This window comes from Gilliamella sp. B14448G11, assembly GCF_016101765.1.
In the GTDB taxonomy this organism is placed as follows: Bacteria; Pseudomonadota; Gammaproteobacteria; order Enterobacterales; family Orbaceae; genus Gilliamella; species Gilliamella apicola_N.
Window position 1 is genome coordinate 215,651 of sequence record NZ_JACFPX010000004.1, and the last position, 20,052, is coordinate 235,702.

The following is a 20,052-nucleotide window of genomic DNA, read 5'->3' on the forward strand; positions in this document are numbered from 1 at the left end:
AAGAAATACAAATATTTTGTCTATTAATGCACAATAATTTTTTTTCATTCGTTAACATAAAAAATTTATGCAATTAATAAGCTAATTTGCTTAATTCCTCTTCTTTTTTTACTTAAACATATGCCTTACCTGAAACTTTTTTACAAAATTTGTAATTTAATTTTTATTATCGCTTGCAAGCAGTTAGGAAAAAACTACAATGGTGATAAAGCTTTTTTAATTACGAGGTAGGACTGATGTATATTGACAATATTCGAAACGAATTAACCCAAGCAATTGATGTACTAACAAAATTTATTTCGGATGAAAAAAATCTTAAAGCTATTCAACAAGCAGCGATATTAATTGCCGATTCATTTAAGCAAGGCGGTAAAGTATTGTCGTGTGGTAATGGCGGTTCTCATTGTGATGCCATGCACTTTGCTGAAGAGTTAACGGGTCGTTTTCGTGATAATCGTCCTTCCTATCCAGCAATTGCAATATCGGATGTAAGCCATATTTCATGTGTAGGTAATGATTATGGATTTGATTACATTTTTTCACGCTATGTTGAAGGTGTGGGTAACAAAAGCGATGTGTTACTCGGTATTTCAACATCAGGCAATTCAACCAATGTAATTAAAGCCATTGAAGCGGCTAAACAAAAAGGCATGAAAATCATTACACTAACGGGCAAAGATGGCGGTAAGATGAATGGACTTGCAGATGTGGATATCCGTGTTCCACATTTTGGCTACGCTGATCGCGTACAAGAAATCCATATCAAAGTTATCCATATCCTTATTTTACTTATTGAAAAAGAGATGGCCAAATAAAATGTGTGAACTATTGGGTATGAGCGCTAACGTGCCAACGGATATCTGTTTTAGTTTTACCAGCTTAATTAAACGAGGTGGGGATAAAGGTCCCCATAAAGATGGCTGGGGAATCACGTTCTATGAAGGAAAAGGTTGCCGAACATTCAAAGATCCTGAGCCTTGTAGTTACTCTGCAATCGCCAAAATGGTTCAAGAGTATCCTATTAAGTCTAAGGCGGTAGTTGCACATATTCGACAAGCAAATCGTGGCGGAGTCGCACTTGAAAATACCCATCCATTCACGCGTCAGTTGTGGGGAAAAAATTGGACTTTTGCCCACAATGGTCAATTAACTGATTACCAAAATCTGGATACAGGCCTTTTTCAACCCGTAGGTGAAACAGACAGCGAGTATGCTTTTTGTCACTTAATTAACCAACTGCACCAAACGTATCCCCAGCAACCTACTGATGATTTAGCCTTGTTTCGCTTTATAAAGCTTTGTGCTGATAATCTCAGTAAGCTGGGAATATTTAATATGTTACTTTCTGATGGACAATTTGTCTTTGCTTACTGCACCACCAATCTACATTGGATAACCCGTAGAGCTCCATTTGGCAAAGCAAAACTACTTGATGAAGATGTAGAAATTGATTTTCAAAAACATACAACACCTAATGATGTAGTAACCATTATTTCGACTTTACCTTTAACATCAAATGAGACTTGGAATAAACTTAATGCAAATGAAGCAATCTTGTTTAAAAATGGTGAAATCAACCAATCTTTTTCATCTTAACGCGAACCATTGGCGGTTCGTCTTTGAATAAGTACTGTAAATACGCTAATGTTAATAAGCCAATAAAGGTTAATATAATCCAAGGTAAGTGTGGAAAACCAATCTCCATAGCAATATCATAAAGCCATCCCGCACCGGTATAACCAATAAATCCGCCTAGAGCCAGCCCTAACCGACTAAACCCCATGTAACTGCCTTTAGCTTTAGGATTTGTTAAAACCGTTGATAAAGTTTCTCTGGCAGGTTCAGCAACAATTGCCCCTAAATAAAAGAGTGCAATTAGTGTTAAAAGCATAGATAAATGTGTCGTAAAACCAATAATGATAAAAGCAAATGACATCAAGAACAGACCGAATTTAAGACGTTGATCCAATCTAAAATATTTTTCACTTAAGCGCGCAAGTGGATAAAGTAATACCAGTGAAATACCAGCTTGAATTGCATACATCCATTTTACATAACTAGGGCTACCAGATACTTGGGTTATAGTGAGCGGTAACATTAACATTATCTGTACCCATAACACATAATAACCGGTTAAAGTAAGCACATAACGGGTAAATTTTTTATCTTTAACAACCATTTTCATACCTTTGATGATTGGCGCTTTACCTATGGCTATGTGGTAAGCTGGCAAAAAGAGAATATTAAAAATACCACACAAGAAGAAAATAAAAGCCCCACACCAACAGACTAAATGGAAGTCATAATCAATTAAAATCCCACCAATAAGCGCACCAATAACTGCTCCTGCATTATCTTGTATCATTAATAGCGAAATAAATTTGCCACGCTCATGTGGACGAGTGAATTTAATAGTCAATCCCATACGAGGAGGATCAAAGAGTAATCCTCCTAATGCTGAAAGCAAACAAGAAAGTAACAATAGCCAAGGTTCGCTAGCAACCGCCATCGAAATAAATCCGACGCAACGCAAAAACATTCCAGTAACAATCATTGGTTTTGCACCAAAACGATCAGCAATCGCGCCACCAATAATTCCAAAACCTTGTTGCACAAATTGTCGAAAACCTAAAGCAAAACCGACAAATAGAGCACTCCATCCGACTTGACTTACAAAATGAGTCGAAACCAGAGGAAAAACGACGTAAAATCCTAAGACAATAAACAAATTATCCAACAACAGTATTTGTCTGCCAGTTTTGCGAATTTGGGATGGTATTGGCATTTAATTAACTCTTTCGGCTAAATAACCTTGATAATCAGGAATTTCGATATCAACTTCTTGTTTAAAAATGGCCGATTGAATTAATGCATTGGCAGTAGCTTGGTTGGTTGCAACTGGGATATTCCAAACTGTTGATAACCGTAATAACGCTTTAACATCTGGATCGTGAGGAACGGCGTTAAGTGGATCCCAAAAAAAGATAAGAATATCAATTTTACCTTCCGCAATTAGTGCACCTATTTGCTGATCACCACCCATTGGTCCACTAAGCATTGGGGTAATATTTAATCCTGTTTCTTTTTTAATTAAGGTGCCCGTTGTTCCTGTTCCACATAAATTATGATGTGCAAGTTCTTCTCGATTTTTTTGACACCAATTTAACAGTGATTCTTTCAAGTGATCATGCGCAACTAATGCAATATTTTTTTTTGCTGGTAATTTACGAGTGGTATAACGCATTTTTGTTGTCCTAATTCTTTATAATTTTTGTTAATTTTTTAACAGAGTATGAATTAAAGTGCAAGGGATATTTATTGATCAATCGATAATAAAAAAGGCACCGAAGTGCCTTTTTAGAATTTAACAAGTTACAACCAATTAGAATTGATAGATTAAACCAAGTGCAACGGTATCTTTCGTTGTAGCTTTAATTTGTGATTTAGTAAATGCACCGTCTTCGTAAAGAGCACGACGTGCACCAATATCATCTTTATCTAACAAGTTGATTTTGTAATCAATGATAGCTTGTAGGTTTTTGTTGAAATCATAAGTTAGACCAACATCAACATATTTAGCTAGGTCATTACCTTTAAGGCCTGCATCACTTGTTAAGCTAGATGCATCTTTAACTTTATGTTGGATATAAGCTAAAGATGGAGTTAAACGACCAACTTCAAAGTCGATACCATATTGTGCTACGAATTCAAAACCTTTAGTTTTTAAATCATCCGCACGACGCTCTGTTGTAGCATTGTCCCAACCATATTTTTGTTTGCCTTCAATATATAGCGCTGCTAAATAAACATTATTGTTGTCGTATTTAACACCTGCTGACCATGATTTAGCATCTCTATGACCGCCTGTTTGTGCATAACCAGCACCAACAGATAGACCTGTGTCAAGCACATCCCAATCTACTACAGAACCCCATGCTTCGGCACTGTTGTGACCATTTCGAGCATGTTCATTGAAATGACTAGTTGAACTATTATCACCATTGTCAGCGTATTGAACAGCAAAGCGTAAACCATTAACTAGACCGAAGAAATCTGAGTTACGGTAAGTTGCTACAGCTTTAGTACGTGCAGTTAAAGCATAAAGATCATTATCTGATGCATCGCCACCAAATTCAGGTAAAACATCGGTATATGAAGTTAAGGTTTTTAACACACCATCATTACGACCATAATCGAATGAACCGAAATCACCAAAGTTTAAACCTGCAAATGCATAACGAGTTTCGTTATCAGCATTTTTTCCAGTTTTTGCTTCATATTCCCAACGACCATAACCGGTTAAACTATCAGTAACTTGAGTTTGTCCTGACATGCCTAAACGAGCGGTAGTTTTGTCACCTTCGCCAGTTTGATTGTCGCGATCAGTAATATAGTTTAAAGCATAAACTCGACCATAGAAGTCAACTTTATTACCATCTTTGTTCCATACTTCAATAGAAGCGTTAGCTGTACCTGCAATTAAAAGCGCAGGAATTGCGATTGCTAATAGATTACGTTTCATTTTGTTACCCTCGTAGGTATATTTTATTATTAAAGAAGCAAATTACTTTGCTCTGGATTTAATAATTAACTACTAAAAATAGCAATTATATTATTACAGTGATATCTATTTTAATTTTTATAAAATAGATTTTAATCGTATACACTATCTATTTAACAATGTTCTTTAGATTAAATCTGAGGTTTTGCGATTATTTTAATATTTAATATTAAATTTTTTAAACATTAAATGTTTTTTTGCTCAAAAAGAGGTTTTTTTAGGTATTAAAAAAGGCACCTAAGTGCCTTTTTATAAGAGGTTAAGAGATTAGAATTGGTAAATTAAACCAACGCCTAACACATCTTTTGTACCTGGTTTGTTCCCGTGTTTACCACGTGGAGTTTCAGTATTCCAATCAGCACCGATATCTTTATGATCTAACAAGTTGAATTTATATTCAACAATTGTACTAAAGTTTTTATTTAAATCGTAAGTTGCACCTAAAGACACATACTTAGCTACAGGAGAATTATATCCTGCCGCATAATAATGGTAATCAGCATCAGAGAAGTGCATAGAATCTGCTTTAAGTTTATGTTGAACATAAGCTAAAGATGGAGTTAAACGACCCACTTCTAAATCAATACCATATTGAGCAACTAATTCAAAGCCTCTGAGTTTAAGATCACGATCTCTTTCAACACCATTATTCCATACAACAGTAGTGGCTCTTTTTACTTTACTTTGGAAGTAGTTAGCACCTAAATATAAGTCATAGTTTTCATATTTAAGACCAGCTGCCCAAGTATTATGGCGGGTATCGCTCACAGTTGATTGAGCATAGCCTGCGCCAGCAGTTAAACCTGTATCAAAAATACGCCATTGTACGTTTGCACCGTAGGCTTCTCTTGAATTTCCTTTGATACCGTCTACAGTAGTAGAATTATCACCATTATCAGCATATTGTAAAGCAAAACTGATGTCATCAGACAAACCAAAGAAGTTGTTGTTACGATAAGTCGCTACAGCTTTAGTACGTGAAGAAAGTACATTCCAATTATTGTTTGCTGCGTCACCACCAAATTGCGGCAATACATCAGTATAAGCAGTGATTGCTTTTAACACACCATCGTTACGACCATAATCGAATGAACCTAAGTCACCAAAGTTTAAACCTGCAAATGCATAACGAACTTCATTGTCAGAATTTTTACCTGCTTTCGCTTCATATTCCCAACGACCGTAGCCTACTAGGCTATCAGTAATTTGAGTTTGGCCAGACATGCCTAGACGAGCTGAAGTATCATCACCTTCATCTTTTTGACCGCGGTCAGTGATGTTATTAGCTGCTTTTACTCGACCATAAAAGTCAACTTTGTTGCCGTCTTTGTTCCATACTTCGATAGAAGCGTTTGCACCAGCTGCAACTAAAAGTGCAGGAATAGCGATTGCTAATAGATTACGTTTCATTTTTTACCCTCATGGTTATTTTAATACTGACACAGTCCATAGGATTTGAGTCAATTTCAACTACAATGATTATTCATCCAAAAATAATATCTTTATCTATTATTTTTATCTAATTTTCACAGTAGTGTAAATTATGTATAAATTTTACTTAAAATCAAGTGAACTTTTCGTTAAACAGGATGTCTAACGCTAAAAAAGGGTTTGTTTGGATACTTTTTGTACTTTTTTTGAATTTCTATTATGCTTTTTTCATCTAAACCAACTTAATATCGGTTTAGATGAATAAAAATGCAATCAGTTTAGAAATTTGCGTTACGCGGAGTTCTTGGGAATGGAATAACATCTCGGACATTTTGCACACCCGTGACATAAACAATTAAGCGTTCAAATCCCAGACCAAAACCAGAGTGAGGGACTGTGCCATAACGACGTAAATCACGATACCACCAGTAATCTTCTTTTTTAAGACCCATTTCGTCCATTCGTTTATCTAGCATATCTAAGCGTTCTTCACGTTGTGAACCGCCAATAATTTCGCCAATGCCTGGCGCTAACACATCCATTGCTGCCACAGTTTTACCATCGTCATTCATACGCATATAAAATGCTTTGATATCTTTAGGATAGTTTTTAACAACAACTGGTGCTTTAAAATGTTGCTCAGCTAAATAACGTTCATGTTCTGAAGCTAAATCAATACCCCAACTCACTGGATTTTCAAATTTGGCATCACAATTTTGTAAAATAGTAATTGCATCGGTGTAATCAACTTGTGCAAAATCGGCACTTATAAAATTTTCTAGCCGAGTAATCGCATCTTTATCAATATGCTGAGCAAAAAATTGCATATCATCAGCACGTTTTTCAAGTACTGTCTTAAATACATATTTCAGCATATCTTCAGCTAGCTTGGCGTTGTCATCAAGATCAGCAAACGCAACTTCAGGTTCCATCATCCAGAATTCGGCTAAATGACGCGTAGTATTTGAGTTCTCAGCTCTAAACGTTGGACCAAAAGTATAGACTTTTGAAAGCGCACATGCATAAGTTTCAGCATTTAATTGGCCGGATACTGTTAAAAACGCTTCTTTACCAAAAAAGTCTTTATCGTAATCAATTTTATCATTATCGTTTTTTGGAAGATTCAACATATCAAGCGTTGAAACACGAAACATCTCGCCTGCACCTTCGGTATCCGATGCGGTAATAATTGGCGTAGAAAGCCAAAAAAAGCCACGTTCATCAAAAAATTGATGAATAGCTTGAGCAAGCGTATGACGAACACGCGTAATTGCACCGACAATATTGGTTCTTGCACGTAAGTGGGCAACTTCACGCAGATATTCTATTGAGTGACGTTTCGCCGCCATAGGATAAGTTTCAGGATCATCCACAAAGCCATACACATCAACCTGTGTTGCTTGTAATTCATATTTTTGCCCCTGTCCTGGTGATTCCACAACTTTACCTGTGACTTTAACCGAACAACCCGCAGTTAAGCGCAAAATATCTTGTTCATAATTAGGTAAATTATTTTCGATAACAGCTTGAATTGGCGAAAAGCAAGAGCCATCATAAACTGCTAGAAATGAAATACCTGCTTTAGAATCACGGCGAGTTCTCACCCAACCTTGAACGGAAATGGTGCTACCAACGGCGATTTTGCCTTGTAACACATCAACAATAGGAGCAACTGAATTCATTTTAATTATCCATCTCTACATTAATTTGTTTAAATAAATTTTAAGTAATACTGATATATTTTAACGATTTCCCATAATAAAATGGAATCAATACCCAATTAAAAAATTTTTATACGGATTTACTTTTATAAGATTAATAATAATTTATTATTAATATTTAACATTGAAAGTTCGTTTTAACTCATCAATAAAATCTAAATCTTGAGATATTGTTTTACCTGGACTATCAGATAATTTAGCCACTGATTGATTATTGCATTGCGTTAATTTAATCACAATATTCAAAGCTTTGGTATTCGCTTCGGTTGAAGGAATATCACACGCCAAAAAGCCACCAATACCGAATGACAGTTTTACTCGATGATTAAAATGGTTATAAATTTTAATAGCCTTATCAAAATTTAAACTATCAGAAAAAACGAGTAATTTAGTTTTAGGATCTATTCCTAACTGCTGATAATGCGCTATAGCTTTTTCACCCCATTCAATAGAATCACCTGAATCATGGCGAAGTCCTTGATAACAAGAAGCAAAATGATGATCGAAATCACGCAAAAAAGCATCCATGGTAATACAATCAGTTAAAGCAATATCTAAATCATGAGGGTACTCGTCTAACCAAACTCGAAGCGCATCTTTTTGACAATCTTTCAAAATTGGACTTAATCGTTGATGCGCTTGGAACCATTCATGAGCTTGAGTGCCAACGGGATTTAACCCTAAACGATAGGCAAGTAAATAGTTGCTAGTGCTATTAAAATCTTGAAAATTATCTTTCAAATAGCTGACAACGGCTTCTTGTACCGCAAACGAATAACGCCGACGCGTACCAAAATCCATTAAATTAAAACCAGACATATCCATATTAGCCGTTTTTTCATTAAATAGAGCCAATTTATCTTTTAGTCTAGCGATTGCTTCTGGCACACCGATTTGTGGTGAACGATCCTTATGTACAATTTCACTGATTACCGCAAGCAAAGGGACTTCCCATAAGATAACATCTAACCATTTACCTTCAATCGAAATTTCAAGTACACCATCTTCGTTTTTAATGGTGAGTAAATCACTATTGAAGCGCCAATCTTTAAGCCAATTTAAATAGTCGGATTTAAAAAATGGAATACCAGATAAATAGTTAAATTCATCATCTGTAAGCGATAACGATTCCATTAATTTAACTTGATACATTATTTCATCAGCATAATGTCCTAATAAATCATCACTTCGACAACGGAACTGCGCAACAACGGTTGCATCTGGGTAATGATGAAAAACGGCTTGTTGCATATGCAATTTATATGCATCAGTATCTAAAATTGATGTAATTATTGCTGGTAACATATGTATCTATTATTACTACTATAAAGAAAATTCCTCAGATTATAGCAGAATAATAGTGAAGAGATAGACTAATTATGTAATAAGATTATTTTTAATCAGCTATAATACTATCTAAATAGGATAAAGATTGAATACCAACTAAAAAGGTCACGACAAAAATGAATACCAAAACAGCTGAATTACAACCCATTGCTAAATATCGTCTCGATTATAAAACACCAGATTTTACCATTACAGACATTGATCTTGATTTTGATTTGGCGCCAGAAACAACCACAGTCACTGCTCGTAGCCGTGTTGTGCAAAAAAACCAGCAAGCAAACGATCTCATTTTAGATGGTGAGGACCTTAAGCTCATTTCGATCAACATTAATGAACAATCTTGGCAAGATTATCAAATCACTGAAACAGGTCTAATCATTCAGAATGTTCCAAGCGAATTCACCCTTACCATTGTTAACGAAATTAAGCCAATTGATAATACAGCGCTGGAAGGATTATACGTTTCAGGTGAAGCACTATGCACTCAATGCGAAGCAGAAGGATTTAGACATATCACCTATTATCTTGATCGTCCTGATGTTCTTGCTCGCTTTTCAACTCGAATCACTGCCAATAAACAACAATATCCTTATCTACTTTCTAATGGTAACCGTATTGCACAAGGTGAATTTGCTGACGGTCGTCATTGGGTTCAATGGCAAGACCCTTTCCCTAAGCCAGCCTATCTATTTGCATTAGTTGCAGGTGATTTTGACATATTGAGAGATCAATTTACCACTCAATCAAATCGTAAAGTTGATTTAGAAATTTATGTTGATAAAGGTAATTTAGACCGTTCACATTGGGCTATGACGAGCTTAAAAAATTCAATGCGCTGGGATGAAACACGTTTTGGTTTAGAATACGATTTAGATATCTTCATGATCGTTGCGGTTGATTTTTTCAATATGGGCGCAATGGAAAATAAAGGTCTAAATATCTTTAACTCCAAATATGTATTAGCCAAACCAGAAACTGCAACCGATACAGACTATTTGGGGATTGAGGGGGTAATTGGTCACGAATATTTTCACAATTGGACTGGCGATCGCGTCACTTGCCGAGATTGGTTCCAACTTAGCTTAAAAGAGGGATTAACGGTATTTCGAGATCAAGAATTCAGTTCTGACATGGGTTCAAGAGCCGTTAAACGTATTGATGATGTTAAATTAATGCGCACTGTACAGTTTGCCGAAGATGCAAGTCCGATGTCACACCCTATTCGCCCTGACCAAGTTATTGAAATGAATAATTTTTACACGGTAACCGTGTATGAGAAAGGCGCAGAAGTGATTCGTATGATGCATACTCTATTAGGCGAAGACAAATTCCAAGCGGGTATGAAGCTCTATTTTGAACGTCATGACGGTAGTGCAGCAACATGTGATGATTTTGTAGCAGCAATGCAAGATGCATCAGGAATCGATTTAACTCAATTCAAATTATGGTATAGTCAATCAGGAACACCAGAATTAACTGTTACTGATAGTTATGACTCCAAAAATCAGCAATATACTTTAACAGTCGAGCAACATACTCCTGCAACTCAAGATCAAGCGAAAAAACAAGCACTGCATATTCCGCTAGATATTGAATTATATCAACATAATGGTCAAGTGATTACACTACAATATCAAGGTAAATCTATTCACCATGTTTTAAATTTAACTCAGTCTAAACAGCAATTTATTTTTGACCATGTTAATGAAAAACCAATTATTTCACTATTACGGGATTTTTCAGCACCTGTTAAATTAACTTATGATTATCAAGATGATGATCTTATTTTCTTGATGCAACATGCGACTAATGCTTTTAGTCGTTATGATGCCGCACAAATGTTGTTAGCAAAATATGTACGCTTAAATGTAGCAAATTTCCAAGAAAATCGTGAATTAACATTGCCAGAATCAGTATTAGATGCCTTTAGAGCAGTATTATTATCAGAAACGGCTGATCCAGCTTTAATTGCACAAATTTTGACTTTACCGTCTGAAAACGAATTAGCCAATTTATTTAAGGTCATCGATCCAACAGCCATTTATCAAGTTCGTCAGTTTTTACTAAGTCGTTTTGCCAATGAACTGAACGACGAATTAAATGCAGTTTATTTTAATAATAAAGTCGTTGACTATCATATTGAACATAAAGATATTGCTAAGCGATCACTTAAAAACTGCTGTTTAACTTTATTAGCCTATGCGGATAATAAATCCCATGCCAACACATTAGTAAGTCAGCAATACTATCACGCTAATAACATGACGGATTGCTTAGCTGCTCTAACTACAGCAGTTAAAGCGCAACTTGATTGTTACAATGAATTGTTAACTGATTTTGATAATAAATGGCATCAAGATGGCTTGGTAATGGATAAATGGTTATCCCTTAATGCAACAAGTCCAGATACCCATGTGCTATCAACCGTGAAGAAATTATTAACTCACCGTTCATTCTCAATGAGTAATCCAAATCGCATTCGTGCATTAATTGGAGCTTTTGTAAATAATAACCCTGTTGCTTTTCATGCTGAAGATGGAAGTGGTTATCATTTCTTAGTTGAAATCTTGACTGAGTTGAACCAGAAAAATCCACAAGTTGCCGCTAGATTAATCGATCCACTGATTCGGTTGAAACGTTATGGCGAAAAACGTCAACAACTGATGCGAACAGCGCTTGAAAGATTACTAAAACTTGATAATCTCTCTAAAGATTTATATGAAAAAATTAGTAAAGCTTTAGCAGCATAATCAATAAAACATATCATCCTACATAATTATAGTAGGATGATATGACTTTATTATTCGATATTTTTACTAAAACGTATAGGTAACCTCAAACTTTTTGACATTTCTACCTTTTAAAAAATAAGATAACGGACTTTAAATGACAATTACCATAAAAGAAATAACACCTGCTGAGCTAGCACAAAAAATAGAGGCATTTGATAAGTTATTCTTACTTGATGTCCGTGAACCTAATGAAGTTGCCATTTGTAGTATTAATGGATCAACACATATTCCAATGAATCTTATTCCATTATATTTAGATGAAATTCCAGATGGAATTGATATCGTTATTTACTGCCACCACGGTGTTAGAAGCTTAAATGTGGCTAACTATTTAGCCGAAAATGGCTTTGATAGCGAATATTTATATAATCTCACGGGGGGAATCGACGCTTGGGCGCTCACTATTGATGAACAGATGACAAGGTATTAAAAAGCCCATGACTACATGGGCTGTATGCAACTATATATACTTTATCCTAATGAGAATTTTGATCTATTCCTGAGGCATTACCCAATAACCATTTTGATTATGCTCTTTCATATAATCTTTAAACTGCTGGGATTGATAAATGCGCTTAATATCTTGAGCCCACTGACTGTTTTCATTACCGCCGTTCACAACAACCATAATTTCTAAATCAGGAATAATAGTTTCTAAAAGTAACGCTTTATTTGAGTCAATGTTAGCTGAGTAAACGATACTTCCTGGTATCACCGCAAAATCTACTTCGTTCATGACACGAGGTATATTAGCTGAATCCATTTCAACAATATCAATGCCTGCAATATTTTGAGCGATATCATTTTTACTAACGATGATTGGATTAGCATTTTCTTTCAATTTTATCCAACCTGCTTTTTCGAGTAAGTTATAAGAACGGGCTGCATTTGACGCATCTTGTGGAATCGCGACTTTAGCCCCCGCAAACACTTGCTGCAATGAGGTATATTTATTCGAAAATATGGCTGCCGGTACAGACGGCACATGAACCACTGGCTTTAAATTAGCTTTGCGCTGACTATTAAAAACATCCATATAAGCAGTATGCTGAGCGACCGTTAAATCAATACTACCTTCACTTAAAGCCACATCTGATTCAAGTAAATGAGGAAAATTAACTAACTTAACCTTATATCCTTCTGATTCTAATATTGGCATAACAGCATCTTTAAAAAGATCATTATAGGGACCAGGTGACACCCCCATACTAATCTCTTTTTTGGTTTGATTATTAGCTTGCTTGGATGAATCGTTACAAGCATTTATAAAAAATGCAGAACATACGATTAATGCTAATGATAGGTATTTAAATAATTTTTGTTTGATAAAACATATTTTCATGTGAGCTACCCTTTGTAAGCTAGAAACATTAGATACACTCTAACATAGAAAAAATAGTTCATTTATTCCATGTAATTCTATCTTATAACTTTTTGGAATAAGATATAAAAAACGATTATTAGAGAGATAAATATGCCTATGTTACCGTTAATAGTATCAATCATTATTAATCGTTGGATATATTATGAGTCAAACTATCGCAGATACTATTCATCGACTCTTTGTCGAGTTACACCAAAATCCTGAACTTTCTAATCAGGAATTTGAAACCACAAAACGATTAAAATCTTATTTACAACAAGCCAATATACGCATTTTGGAATTAGGCGCTAAAACAGGTGTGATAGCAGAAATAGGCTCCGGTTCACCAGTACTAGCATTACGTGCTGATATTGATGCATTGCCTATCCAAGAACAAACCACGTGTGAATATCGTTCAAAAAATCCAAATGTAATGCATGCCTGTGGGCACGACGTACATACTGCTATTTTAATGGGAGCAGCATACTTACTAAAAGCACATGAAAAAGATTTAAAAGGAACAATTCGTCTACTATTTCAGCCTGCTGAAGAAAATTTTAGTGGTGCATTACACTTTATTGAAATTGGTGCATTAAAGGGAGTTGATGCAATCTTAGGGCAACACAATAATCCCAATTTAACCATAAATCAGATGGCATCATGTGCTGGGCCGTTTTCTGCTAATGTTGACCGTATTGAAATTACTGTTAAAGGTGTAGGTGCGCATGCAGCAAGGCCAGAAACAGGGGTTGATCCTATCGTTGTTGGTGCTCAAATAGTTAATGCAGTTCAAACAATATCAAGTCGAAGTGTGAGCGGATTAGATGCGGTTATCGTTAGTATTACCAAATTTCAAGGAGGAAATACTTGGAATGTAATTCCCGAAACGGTAGAAATGGAGGGAACGGTTAGAACGCTCACACCTGAAATTAGAGCTAAAGTTAAACAGCAGCTAAAAAATATTACTGAAAATATTGCTTCTGCCTTAGGTGCGAAAGCTGAGCTACGCTGGTTTGATGGTCCACCATCCATTATTAATGATGCTAAATGGGTTGAATTTGCCAAACAAGTTGCTAAACATGCAAATTATGAAATCGTCGACTTTAAACCTCAACTTGGTGGCGAAGATTTTGCTCATTACTTACATCACGTTCCCGGCGCTTTTATTAACCTTGGTTCACAAAGTCCTTACGCTGTGCATCATCCTAAATTTCAGCTTAATCGAGATATGATAATGCCTGCCGTTAACTATTTATCTGAACTTGCCAAGCAAGCACTAATTCAATTAGCACAAGATAAAAAAGCAGGTGGTAACTTATGATTAAATTTGAAAATGTATCAAAACAATATGAGCGCAATGACATTACTACCCAAGCATTAAATAATATCAATTTAACCATAGCAAAGGGGGATATTTATGGCATTATCGGTTATAGTGGTGCCGGAAAAAGCACACTTGTTCGTTTAATTAACTTTCTCGAAAGACCGACTCAAGGCAGTGTCACAATTCAAAATCAATTACTCAATCAACTATCTAGTCAAGAGTTACGTCAAGTTCGTCGAAAAATCGGCATGATCTTCCAGCACTTTAATTTACTTGAATCAAAAACCGTATTTGAAAATGTTGCTATTCCATTAGTCCTAATCAAAAAAGATAAACAAACGATTAAACAAAAAGTGTATGAACTATTGGAGTTTGTTGGATTAAGAGATAAAGCTAATAGCTATCCTAAAGAGCTATCGGGTGGGCAAAAACAGCGCATAGGTATTGCGCGAGCTTTAGCTAACAATCCAGATATACTGCTGTGCGACGAAGCCACATCAGCGCTTGATCCACAAACGACTCAATCCATTTTAGACTTAATAAAACAAATCAATGAAAAATATAAAATAACCGTTGTATTAATCACTCATGAAATGAGTGTTATTGAACGAATTTGTCACAAAGTTGCCGTCATGGAAAAAGGTAACATCATTGAGCATGGTAATGTGCTTGATGTATTTGGTCACCCGAAACATCACACGACACAAAATTTTGTCAGCTCTGTGATAAACGATCAAATTCCAAGTGGTGTAGTTGAAAATCTATTAAAAATAGAAGGAGACAAAAATAATATCAAATTATTTAAATTGGAGTTTTTAGGACGTTCAGCCTCTGAGCCCGTCATTAATTCACTCATTTTACAACAAAAAGTTATCGTGAATATTTTATTTGCCCATATGTCAGAAATCGAAAAAACGGTTTTAGGCAGTATGTTTGTTCAATTAAAAGGTGAGGATAGTAACATTGACGAAGCGGTGCACTATCTACGTGAACGTGGTGTACAAGTTACCAAAATAAAACAATGGGAGATTAATTAAATGCAAATATTTAATAATATACTTAGTTATTTAAGTACGAATTTTGCCACTACTGTCACCTCTGATCAGTTCATACAAGCATCTTTCGAAACCTTGATTATGGTTGTTTTTTCTTTAATATTGGGCTCTCTGATTGGCATTCCATTGGGTATCTGTTTAGTAACCACTCGCCCTTCTGGTCTACTTGAAAATAGACGAATCTATCGCATTATCAACCCAATCATTAATTTAGTGCGTTCATTGCCATTCATTATTTTACTTGTCGCAATTTTGCCTTTAACAAAGTTTATTGTCGGCAGCTCAATTGGAACTACAGCAGCAATTGTTCCACTCACTTTTTATGTTGCTCCTTACATAGCTCGATTAGTGGAAAACTCGTTATTAGATGTAAAAAGCGGTATTATTGAAGCTGCAGAAGCTATGGGCGCAACGCCAATCCAAATAATTTGGCATTTTATGTTACCAGAAGCTTTTAGCTCATTACTTTTAACGCTTACAACCGCCACAATTGGCTTAATTGGAGCTACCGCCATGGCGGGTGCTATTGGTGCAGGTGGTATTGGCGATTTAGCTATTTCATATGGTTATCAACGTTTTGACACGACGGTAACTTACATCTGTGTGTTTATTTTGGTTATTGTCATTCAATTTGTACAAAGTACGGGTAACTACTTAGCTCGCAAGGCACGGCATGAATAGCTTAACTAAGCGATAATATATAGAGTAAATTACTCTCTATATTATCTATATTTATTAAACGTCTTTATTACTTAAGTTCTATTACCTGAGTTTAAATACTACTTTATTGCAGATTAATAAATAGTAATGAATGTAAAAAAGTTTCAGGTTAACTATACGTTTGAGTATAAAACACACGAATAAATTCGTTATAACAGGTTTAAATTAGTAAAAACAGACTCATTGATAATATGTTTAATAGATTTCATTATTAATAAATATCAAGTAAAATAGGCGAAATTTTAATTCTGGTAGTGTAGGAAATCATTGTGACTGATGCATTACAGCAAAATTTGGTCGAAATACACGATATGTCTTTCTATCGTGGAACACGACCTATTTATAAAAATATGAGTTTGACTGTTCAAAAAGGCAAGATAACCGCTATTATGGGGCCTTCTGGAATTGGTAAAACTACACTATTAAGACTGATTGGTGGACAATTAAAACCACAAACAGGACAAATTTTATTTGATGGTGAAGACATACCAAGCATGTCTCGCTCAAGACTATATGAAGTACGCAAGCGCATGAGCATGCTATTCCAATCAGGCGCATTATTTACTGACCTATCTGTATTTGATAATGTCGCTTATCCTCTGCGTGAGCATCTTAAATTACCTGAACCAGTATTACATAACTTGGTATTGATGAAGTTACAATCCGTAGGACTTCGCGGTGCGGCAAATATGATGCCATCAGAATTATCTGGAGGGATGGCTAGACGAGCGGCATTAGCGAGAGCAATTGCGCTTGATCCTGATTTAATCATGTTTGACGAACCTTTTGCTGGGCAAGATCCAATTTCAATGGGCGTAATTGTTAAGCTTATTTCTGAAATTAATCAATCGTTAGGATTAACATGCATTGTGGTTAGTCATGATGTGAACGAAGTGTTGAGTATTGCCGATTACGCCTACATTGTAGCAGAACAGCATATTATCGCTGGTGGTACTTCAGAGCAACTACGTGACAATGATGATTTACGAGTTAAACAATTCTTGGAAGGACTTGCAGATGGACCAGTACCTTTTCATTATCCTGCTAATGATTACAAATTGGACCTAAGCAGAGGTATAAAATAATGTTGAATTTACTCGCAAAAATGGGGCAATGGTTTATTAATGTGATCGCCATGATCGGGCGCTCAGGAATGATGCTATTTGGCGCATTGATTGGTCAACCACAATTTAAAAAACAATTCCCATTACTGGTCAAACAATTCTACTTTGTTGGTGTACAATCATTATCCATTATTATCGTGTCAGGTCTGTTTATCGGCATGGTACTAGCGCTACAAGGCTACTTTATTTTAACAACATTTGGAGCTGAAGCCAGTTTAGGGATGTTGGTTGCACTTGCATTGTTACGAGAGCTAGGACCTGTTGTTGCTGGATTACTGTTTGCTGGCCGTGCAGGCTCTGCCTTAACAGCTGAAATCGGTCTTATGAAAGCTACCGAGCAGCTATCAAGTATGGAAATGATGGCAGTTGATCCTTTACGCCGCATTATAGCTCCACGGTTCTGGGCAGGATTTTTTAGCATGCCATTTTTAACAGCGATTTTTGTTGCGGTCGGAATCATAGGTGGCGTATTAGTTGGTGTAGATTGGAAAGGGATTGACTCAGGGTTCTTTTGGTCATCCATCCAAAGTAATGTTGATTGGTGGCATGATTTAGGTAACTGTTTTATTAAAAGTTTTGCATTTGCTATTGCCAGTACTTGGATTGCACTTTTTAATGGATACGATTGTGTACCAACATCAGAAGGAATTAGTCGGGCAACAACTAATACAGTTGTTTATTCATCATTAGTTATTTTGGGGTTAGATTTTATTTTAACCGCATTAATGTTTAGTAATTGAGGTCATTAAACATGAGTCGTAAAGTAGAAATTACAGTAGGATTATTTATGGTGCTGGTTATTGTCTCAGTACTATTTTTATGCTTTAGAGTAACTGACCCAACATCTTTTGTTAGTCATAACTCTTATAGAGTCTATGCACAATTTGATAATATTGGTGGTTTAAAAGTACGTTCACCAATTAAAATTGGTGGGGTTGTTATTGGTCGTGTCAGTGATATTAGCTTAAAAACCACGAACAATGAAGATTATAAACCGTGGGTAACCATGGATTTAGACACTCAATATAATAAAATTCCAAAATTAAGTTCACTTTCAATTAAAACATCAGGTTTATTAGGTGAACAATTTATTGATATCAACTTTGGATTAGATCAAGGCACAATAAATGATATTGATGCTTTAGATGCACCGACATCTTCATCAAGTACGGATAGTCCTAATCAAGAAGATAATCATCCTTATCTAGAAGATGGTTCTATTATATATAACACAAAACCAGCAGTGGTCATTGAAGATCTAATTGGACAATTTTTATATAGTGCGGGTGGATCATCGGATAAAGACAAAAAACAAGATACTAATGACAGCAAGGAGTAACTATGTTAACCAAATTTAAACAAACCTTTTTCTTAGTACTTACTTTAATGATAAGTGCTACGGCATTTGCAAACGATCCATATCAAGATATGCAAGTTGCAGCAGACAAAATTTTTAACACAATGAAAGCAGAGTCTTCAACACTTAAATCCGATCCGAACAAACTTAAAGATATTGTAAGAACGGATTTACTGCCTTACGTACAAGTTAAATATGCAGGAGCATTAATCTTAGGTAATGCATATAAATCAGCGACAGACGCACAGCGTACAGCTTATTTCAATGCATTTGAAAACTATTTAGTACAAGCATTTGCTCAAGCACTTTCGATGTACAATGGACAAACTTATCAAGTTGAAAAATCAAAAGATTTAGGTGATAAATCACTTGTTTCAATCCGTATATTATTAAATCAGCCAGACAAAAATCAACAACCTATTCGTATTGATTTCCAATGGCGAAAAAATACTGTAACAGGTGAATGGAAAGCCTATGACCTAACTGCGGAAGGGGTAAGCATGGTTACCACTAAACAAAACGAATGGGCAACTATTCTGCGCCAAAAAGGTATTGATGAATTAACCAAACAATTAAATGATCTATCAAATCGCAATATTGATCCTAACGCTAAATAAAAAGGCTATTTTATAATGTCGCGAATCAAAACAGATAAACAACAAGATGTATTGTACTTACAGGGTGAACTTGATGTTCACTCTTTAAATGATTTATGGACAACGCAAAGCTCTACATTAAATGGTGTTAAATACATTAATTTAGGTGAGCTCACTCGAGTTGATTCTTCAGGACTCGCGACTTTAGTCTATTTTTGTATTAAATATTGTGTAAAACTAAAAAATATTAATCCACAATTACAAACATTAATCACTTTATATGATTTACAACATGTCATTGATGATTAATATATTGGATTTTTATACTGAAACACCCCCATAACCTGAAACTTTTTTACAAAAATTAAAACGTATAATTTATATTAATGATGAGTATAACTAATGGATAAACAAGAAATTATAAATAAATTAAGAAATTCACTTGAACTTGACGATATTCATGTAATGACCGATGATGGAAGTCATTTTCAAGTTATTGCTGTCGGAGAATTATTTGCCGATCTTAGCCGTGTAAAAAAACAACAAGCTATTTACGCACCTTTAGCAGAATTTATTAATGATAATCGTATCCATGCGCTATCCATAAAAACTTATACTCCCACTGAATGGCAACGTGAGCGCAAACTAATAGGATTATAAG

At 35.3% G+C, this 20,052-nt stretch carries 20 protein-coding genes; 13 read left to right on the top strand and 7 right to left on the bottom strand.

Translation table 11 applies throughout. From position 1 onward, the window contains the following. Window positions 1–236 precede the first annotated feature (236 nt). Together lpcA and H3S88_RS04875 are read left to right on the top strand one after the other, a co-directional pair. Complete coding sequence (lpcA, locus tag H3S88_RS04870; RefSeq protein WP_198226895.1) at window positions 237–815, top strand: D-sedoheptulose 7-phosphate isomerase; 579 nt, start codon at window positions 237–239, stop codon at window positions 813–815. A 1-nt stretch (window position 816) separates the two neighbouring features. Next, window positions 817–1,596 (top strand): class II glutamine amidotransferase, encoded by a 780-nt coding sequence (locus H3S88_RS04875; protein WP_198226894.1) that lies wholly within the window; start codon window positions 817–819, stop codon window positions 1,594–1,596. Here the strand turns inward: H3S88_RS04875 and mdtH are convergent. From mdtH to pncB, 6 genes are all read right to left on the bottom strand, one after another. Further along, the gene (mdtH, locus tag H3S88_RS04880; protein WP_198226892.1) at window positions 1,574–2,785 is read right to left on the bottom strand and encodes a multidrug efflux MFS transporter MdtH; all 1,212 of its coding nucleotides are present in this window, start codon (window positions 2,783–2,785) and stop codon (window positions 1,574–1,576) included. The two genes, H3S88_RS04875 and mdtH, sit on opposite strands and share 23 nt — an antisense overlap. Further along, entirely contained in the window at window positions 2,786–3,244 is a 459-nt protein-coding gene (locus H3S88_RS04885; RefSeq protein ID WP_198226890.1) for a methylglyoxal synthase, read from the bottom strand. It lies immediately after the preceding gene. Between the two features lie 138 nt (window positions 3,245–3,382). Next, the gene (locus tag H3S88_RS04890; protein WP_065738602.1) at window positions 3,383–4,522 is read right to left on the bottom strand and encodes a porin; all 1,140 of its coding nucleotides are present in this window, start codon (window positions 4,520–4,522) and stop codon (window positions 3,383–3,385) included. A gap of 306 nt (window positions 4,523–4,828) precedes the next feature. Continuing rightward, on the bottom strand, window positions 4,829–5,971 hold the full coding sequence (locus H3S88_RS04895) for a porin (protein WP_198226888.1): 1,143 nt from the start codon (window positions 5,969–5,971) through the stop codon (window positions 4,829–4,831). Between the two features lie 299 nt (window positions 5,972–6,270). Next, window positions 6,271–7,674 carry an asparagine--tRNA ligase gene (gene asnS / locus H3S88_RS04900; RefSeq protein ID WP_065738600.1) on the bottom strand — a complete coding sequence of 468 codons (1,404 nt, stop codon included), beginning with the start codon at window positions 7,672–7,674 and terminating at the stop codon, window positions 6,271–6,273. 150 nt (window positions 7,675–7,824) lie between these two features. Next, on the bottom strand, window positions 7,825–9,018 hold the full coding sequence (gene pncB / locus H3S88_RS04905) for a nicotinate phosphoribosyltransferase (protein WP_198226886.1): 1,194 nt from the start codon (window positions 9,016–9,018) through the stop codon (window positions 7,825–7,827). A 158-nt stretch (window positions 9,019–9,176) separates the two neighbouring features. Between pncB and pepN the strand changes: the two genes are divergently transcribed. Both pepN and H3S88_RS04915 read left to right on the top strand, forming a co-directional pair. Next, the gene (gene pepN, locus H3S88_RS04910) at window positions 9,177–11,810 is read left to right on the top strand and encodes an aminopeptidase N (RefSeq protein ID WP_198226884.1); all 2,634 of its coding nucleotides are present in this window, start codon (window positions 9,177–9,179) and stop codon (window positions 11,808–11,810) included. Window positions 11,811–11,952: 142 nt separating this feature from the next. Beyond that, window positions 11,953–12,282, top strand: a complete 330-nt coding sequence (locus H3S88_RS04915) for a rhodanese-like domain-containing protein (RefSeq protein ID WP_370528570.1) — start codon at window positions 11,953–11,955, stop codon at window positions 12,280–12,282. A 63-nt stretch (window positions 12,283–12,345) separates the two neighbouring features. Here H3S88_RS04915 and H3S88_RS04920 read toward each other — a convergent pair whose 3' ends face one another. After that, window positions 12,346–13,194, bottom strand: a complete 849-nt coding sequence (locus tag H3S88_RS04920) for a MetQ/NlpA family ABC transporter substrate-binding protein (RefSeq protein WP_198226880.1) — start codon at window positions 13,192–13,194, stop codon at window positions 12,346–12,348. A gap of 184 nt (window positions 13,195–13,378) precedes the next feature. On the opposite strand from H3S88_RS04920, the gene H3S88_RS04925 reads away from it, so the two are divergent. The 9 genes from H3S88_RS04925 (at window position 13,379) to H3S88_RS04965 (ending at window position 20,051) form a co-directional block, all read left to right on the top strand. Then, window positions 13,379–14,536 carry an amidohydrolase gene (locus tag H3S88_RS04925; protein ID WP_198226878.1) on the top strand — a complete coding sequence of 386 codons (1,158 nt, stop codon included), beginning with the start codon at window positions 13,379–13,381 and terminating at the stop codon, window positions 14,534–14,536. Beyond that, entirely contained in the window at window positions 14,533–15,576 is a 1,044-nt protein-coding gene (locus H3S88_RS04930; RefSeq protein ID WP_198226876.1) for a methionine ABC transporter ATP-binding protein, read from the top strand. Before H3S88_RS04925 ends, H3S88_RS04930 begins: the two co-directional genes overlap by 4 nt. Then, the gene (locus tag H3S88_RS04935) at window positions 15,577–16,275 is read left to right on the top strand and encodes a methionine ABC transporter permease (RefSeq protein ID WP_198226874.1); all 699 of its coding nucleotides are present in this window, start codon (window positions 15,577–15,579) and stop codon (window positions 16,273–16,275) included. A gap of 308 nt (window positions 16,276–16,583) precedes the next feature. After that, on the top strand, window positions 16,584–17,399 hold the full coding sequence (gene mlaF, locus H3S88_RS04940; RefSeq protein WP_216354667.1) for a phospholipid ABC transporter ATP-binding protein MlaF: 816 nt from the start codon (window positions 16,584–16,586) through the stop codon (window positions 17,397–17,399). Next, the gene (gene mlaE, locus H3S88_RS04945) at window positions 17,399–18,178 is read left to right on the top strand and encodes a lipid asymmetry maintenance ABC transporter permease subunit MlaE (protein ID WP_141677584.1); all 780 of its coding nucleotides are present in this window, start codon (window positions 17,399–17,401) and stop codon (window positions 18,176–18,178) included. Before mlaF ends, mlaE begins: the two co-directional genes overlap by 1 nt. 11 nt (window positions 18,179–18,189) lie before the next feature. Further along, the gene (mlaD, locus tag H3S88_RS04950) at window positions 18,190–18,777 is read left to right on the top strand and encodes an outer membrane lipid asymmetry maintenance protein MlaD (RefSeq protein ID WP_198226872.1); all 588 of its coding nucleotides are present in this window, start codon (window positions 18,190–18,192) and stop codon (window positions 18,775–18,777) included. 2 nt (window positions 18,778–18,779) lie between these two features. Beyond that, window positions 18,780–19,412, top strand: a complete 633-nt coding sequence (gene mlaC / locus H3S88_RS04955; RefSeq protein ID WP_198226870.1) for a phospholipid-binding protein MlaC — start codon at window positions 18,780–18,782, stop codon at window positions 19,410–19,412. Window positions 19,413–19,427: 15 nt separating this feature from the next. Next, the gene (locus H3S88_RS04960) at window positions 19,428–19,700 is read left to right on the top strand and encodes an STAS domain-containing protein (protein WP_198226868.1); all 273 of its coding nucleotides are present in this window, start codon (window positions 19,428–19,430) and stop codon (window positions 19,698–19,700) included. Between the two features lie 93 nt (window positions 19,701–19,793). Then, window positions 19,794–20,051: a BolA family protein gene (locus H3S88_RS04965; RefSeq protein ID WP_065738590.1), complete on the top strand. Its 258-nt coding sequence runs from the start codon at window positions 19,794–19,796 to the stop codon at window positions 20,049–20,051. Window position 20,052 lies beyond the last annotated feature (1 nt).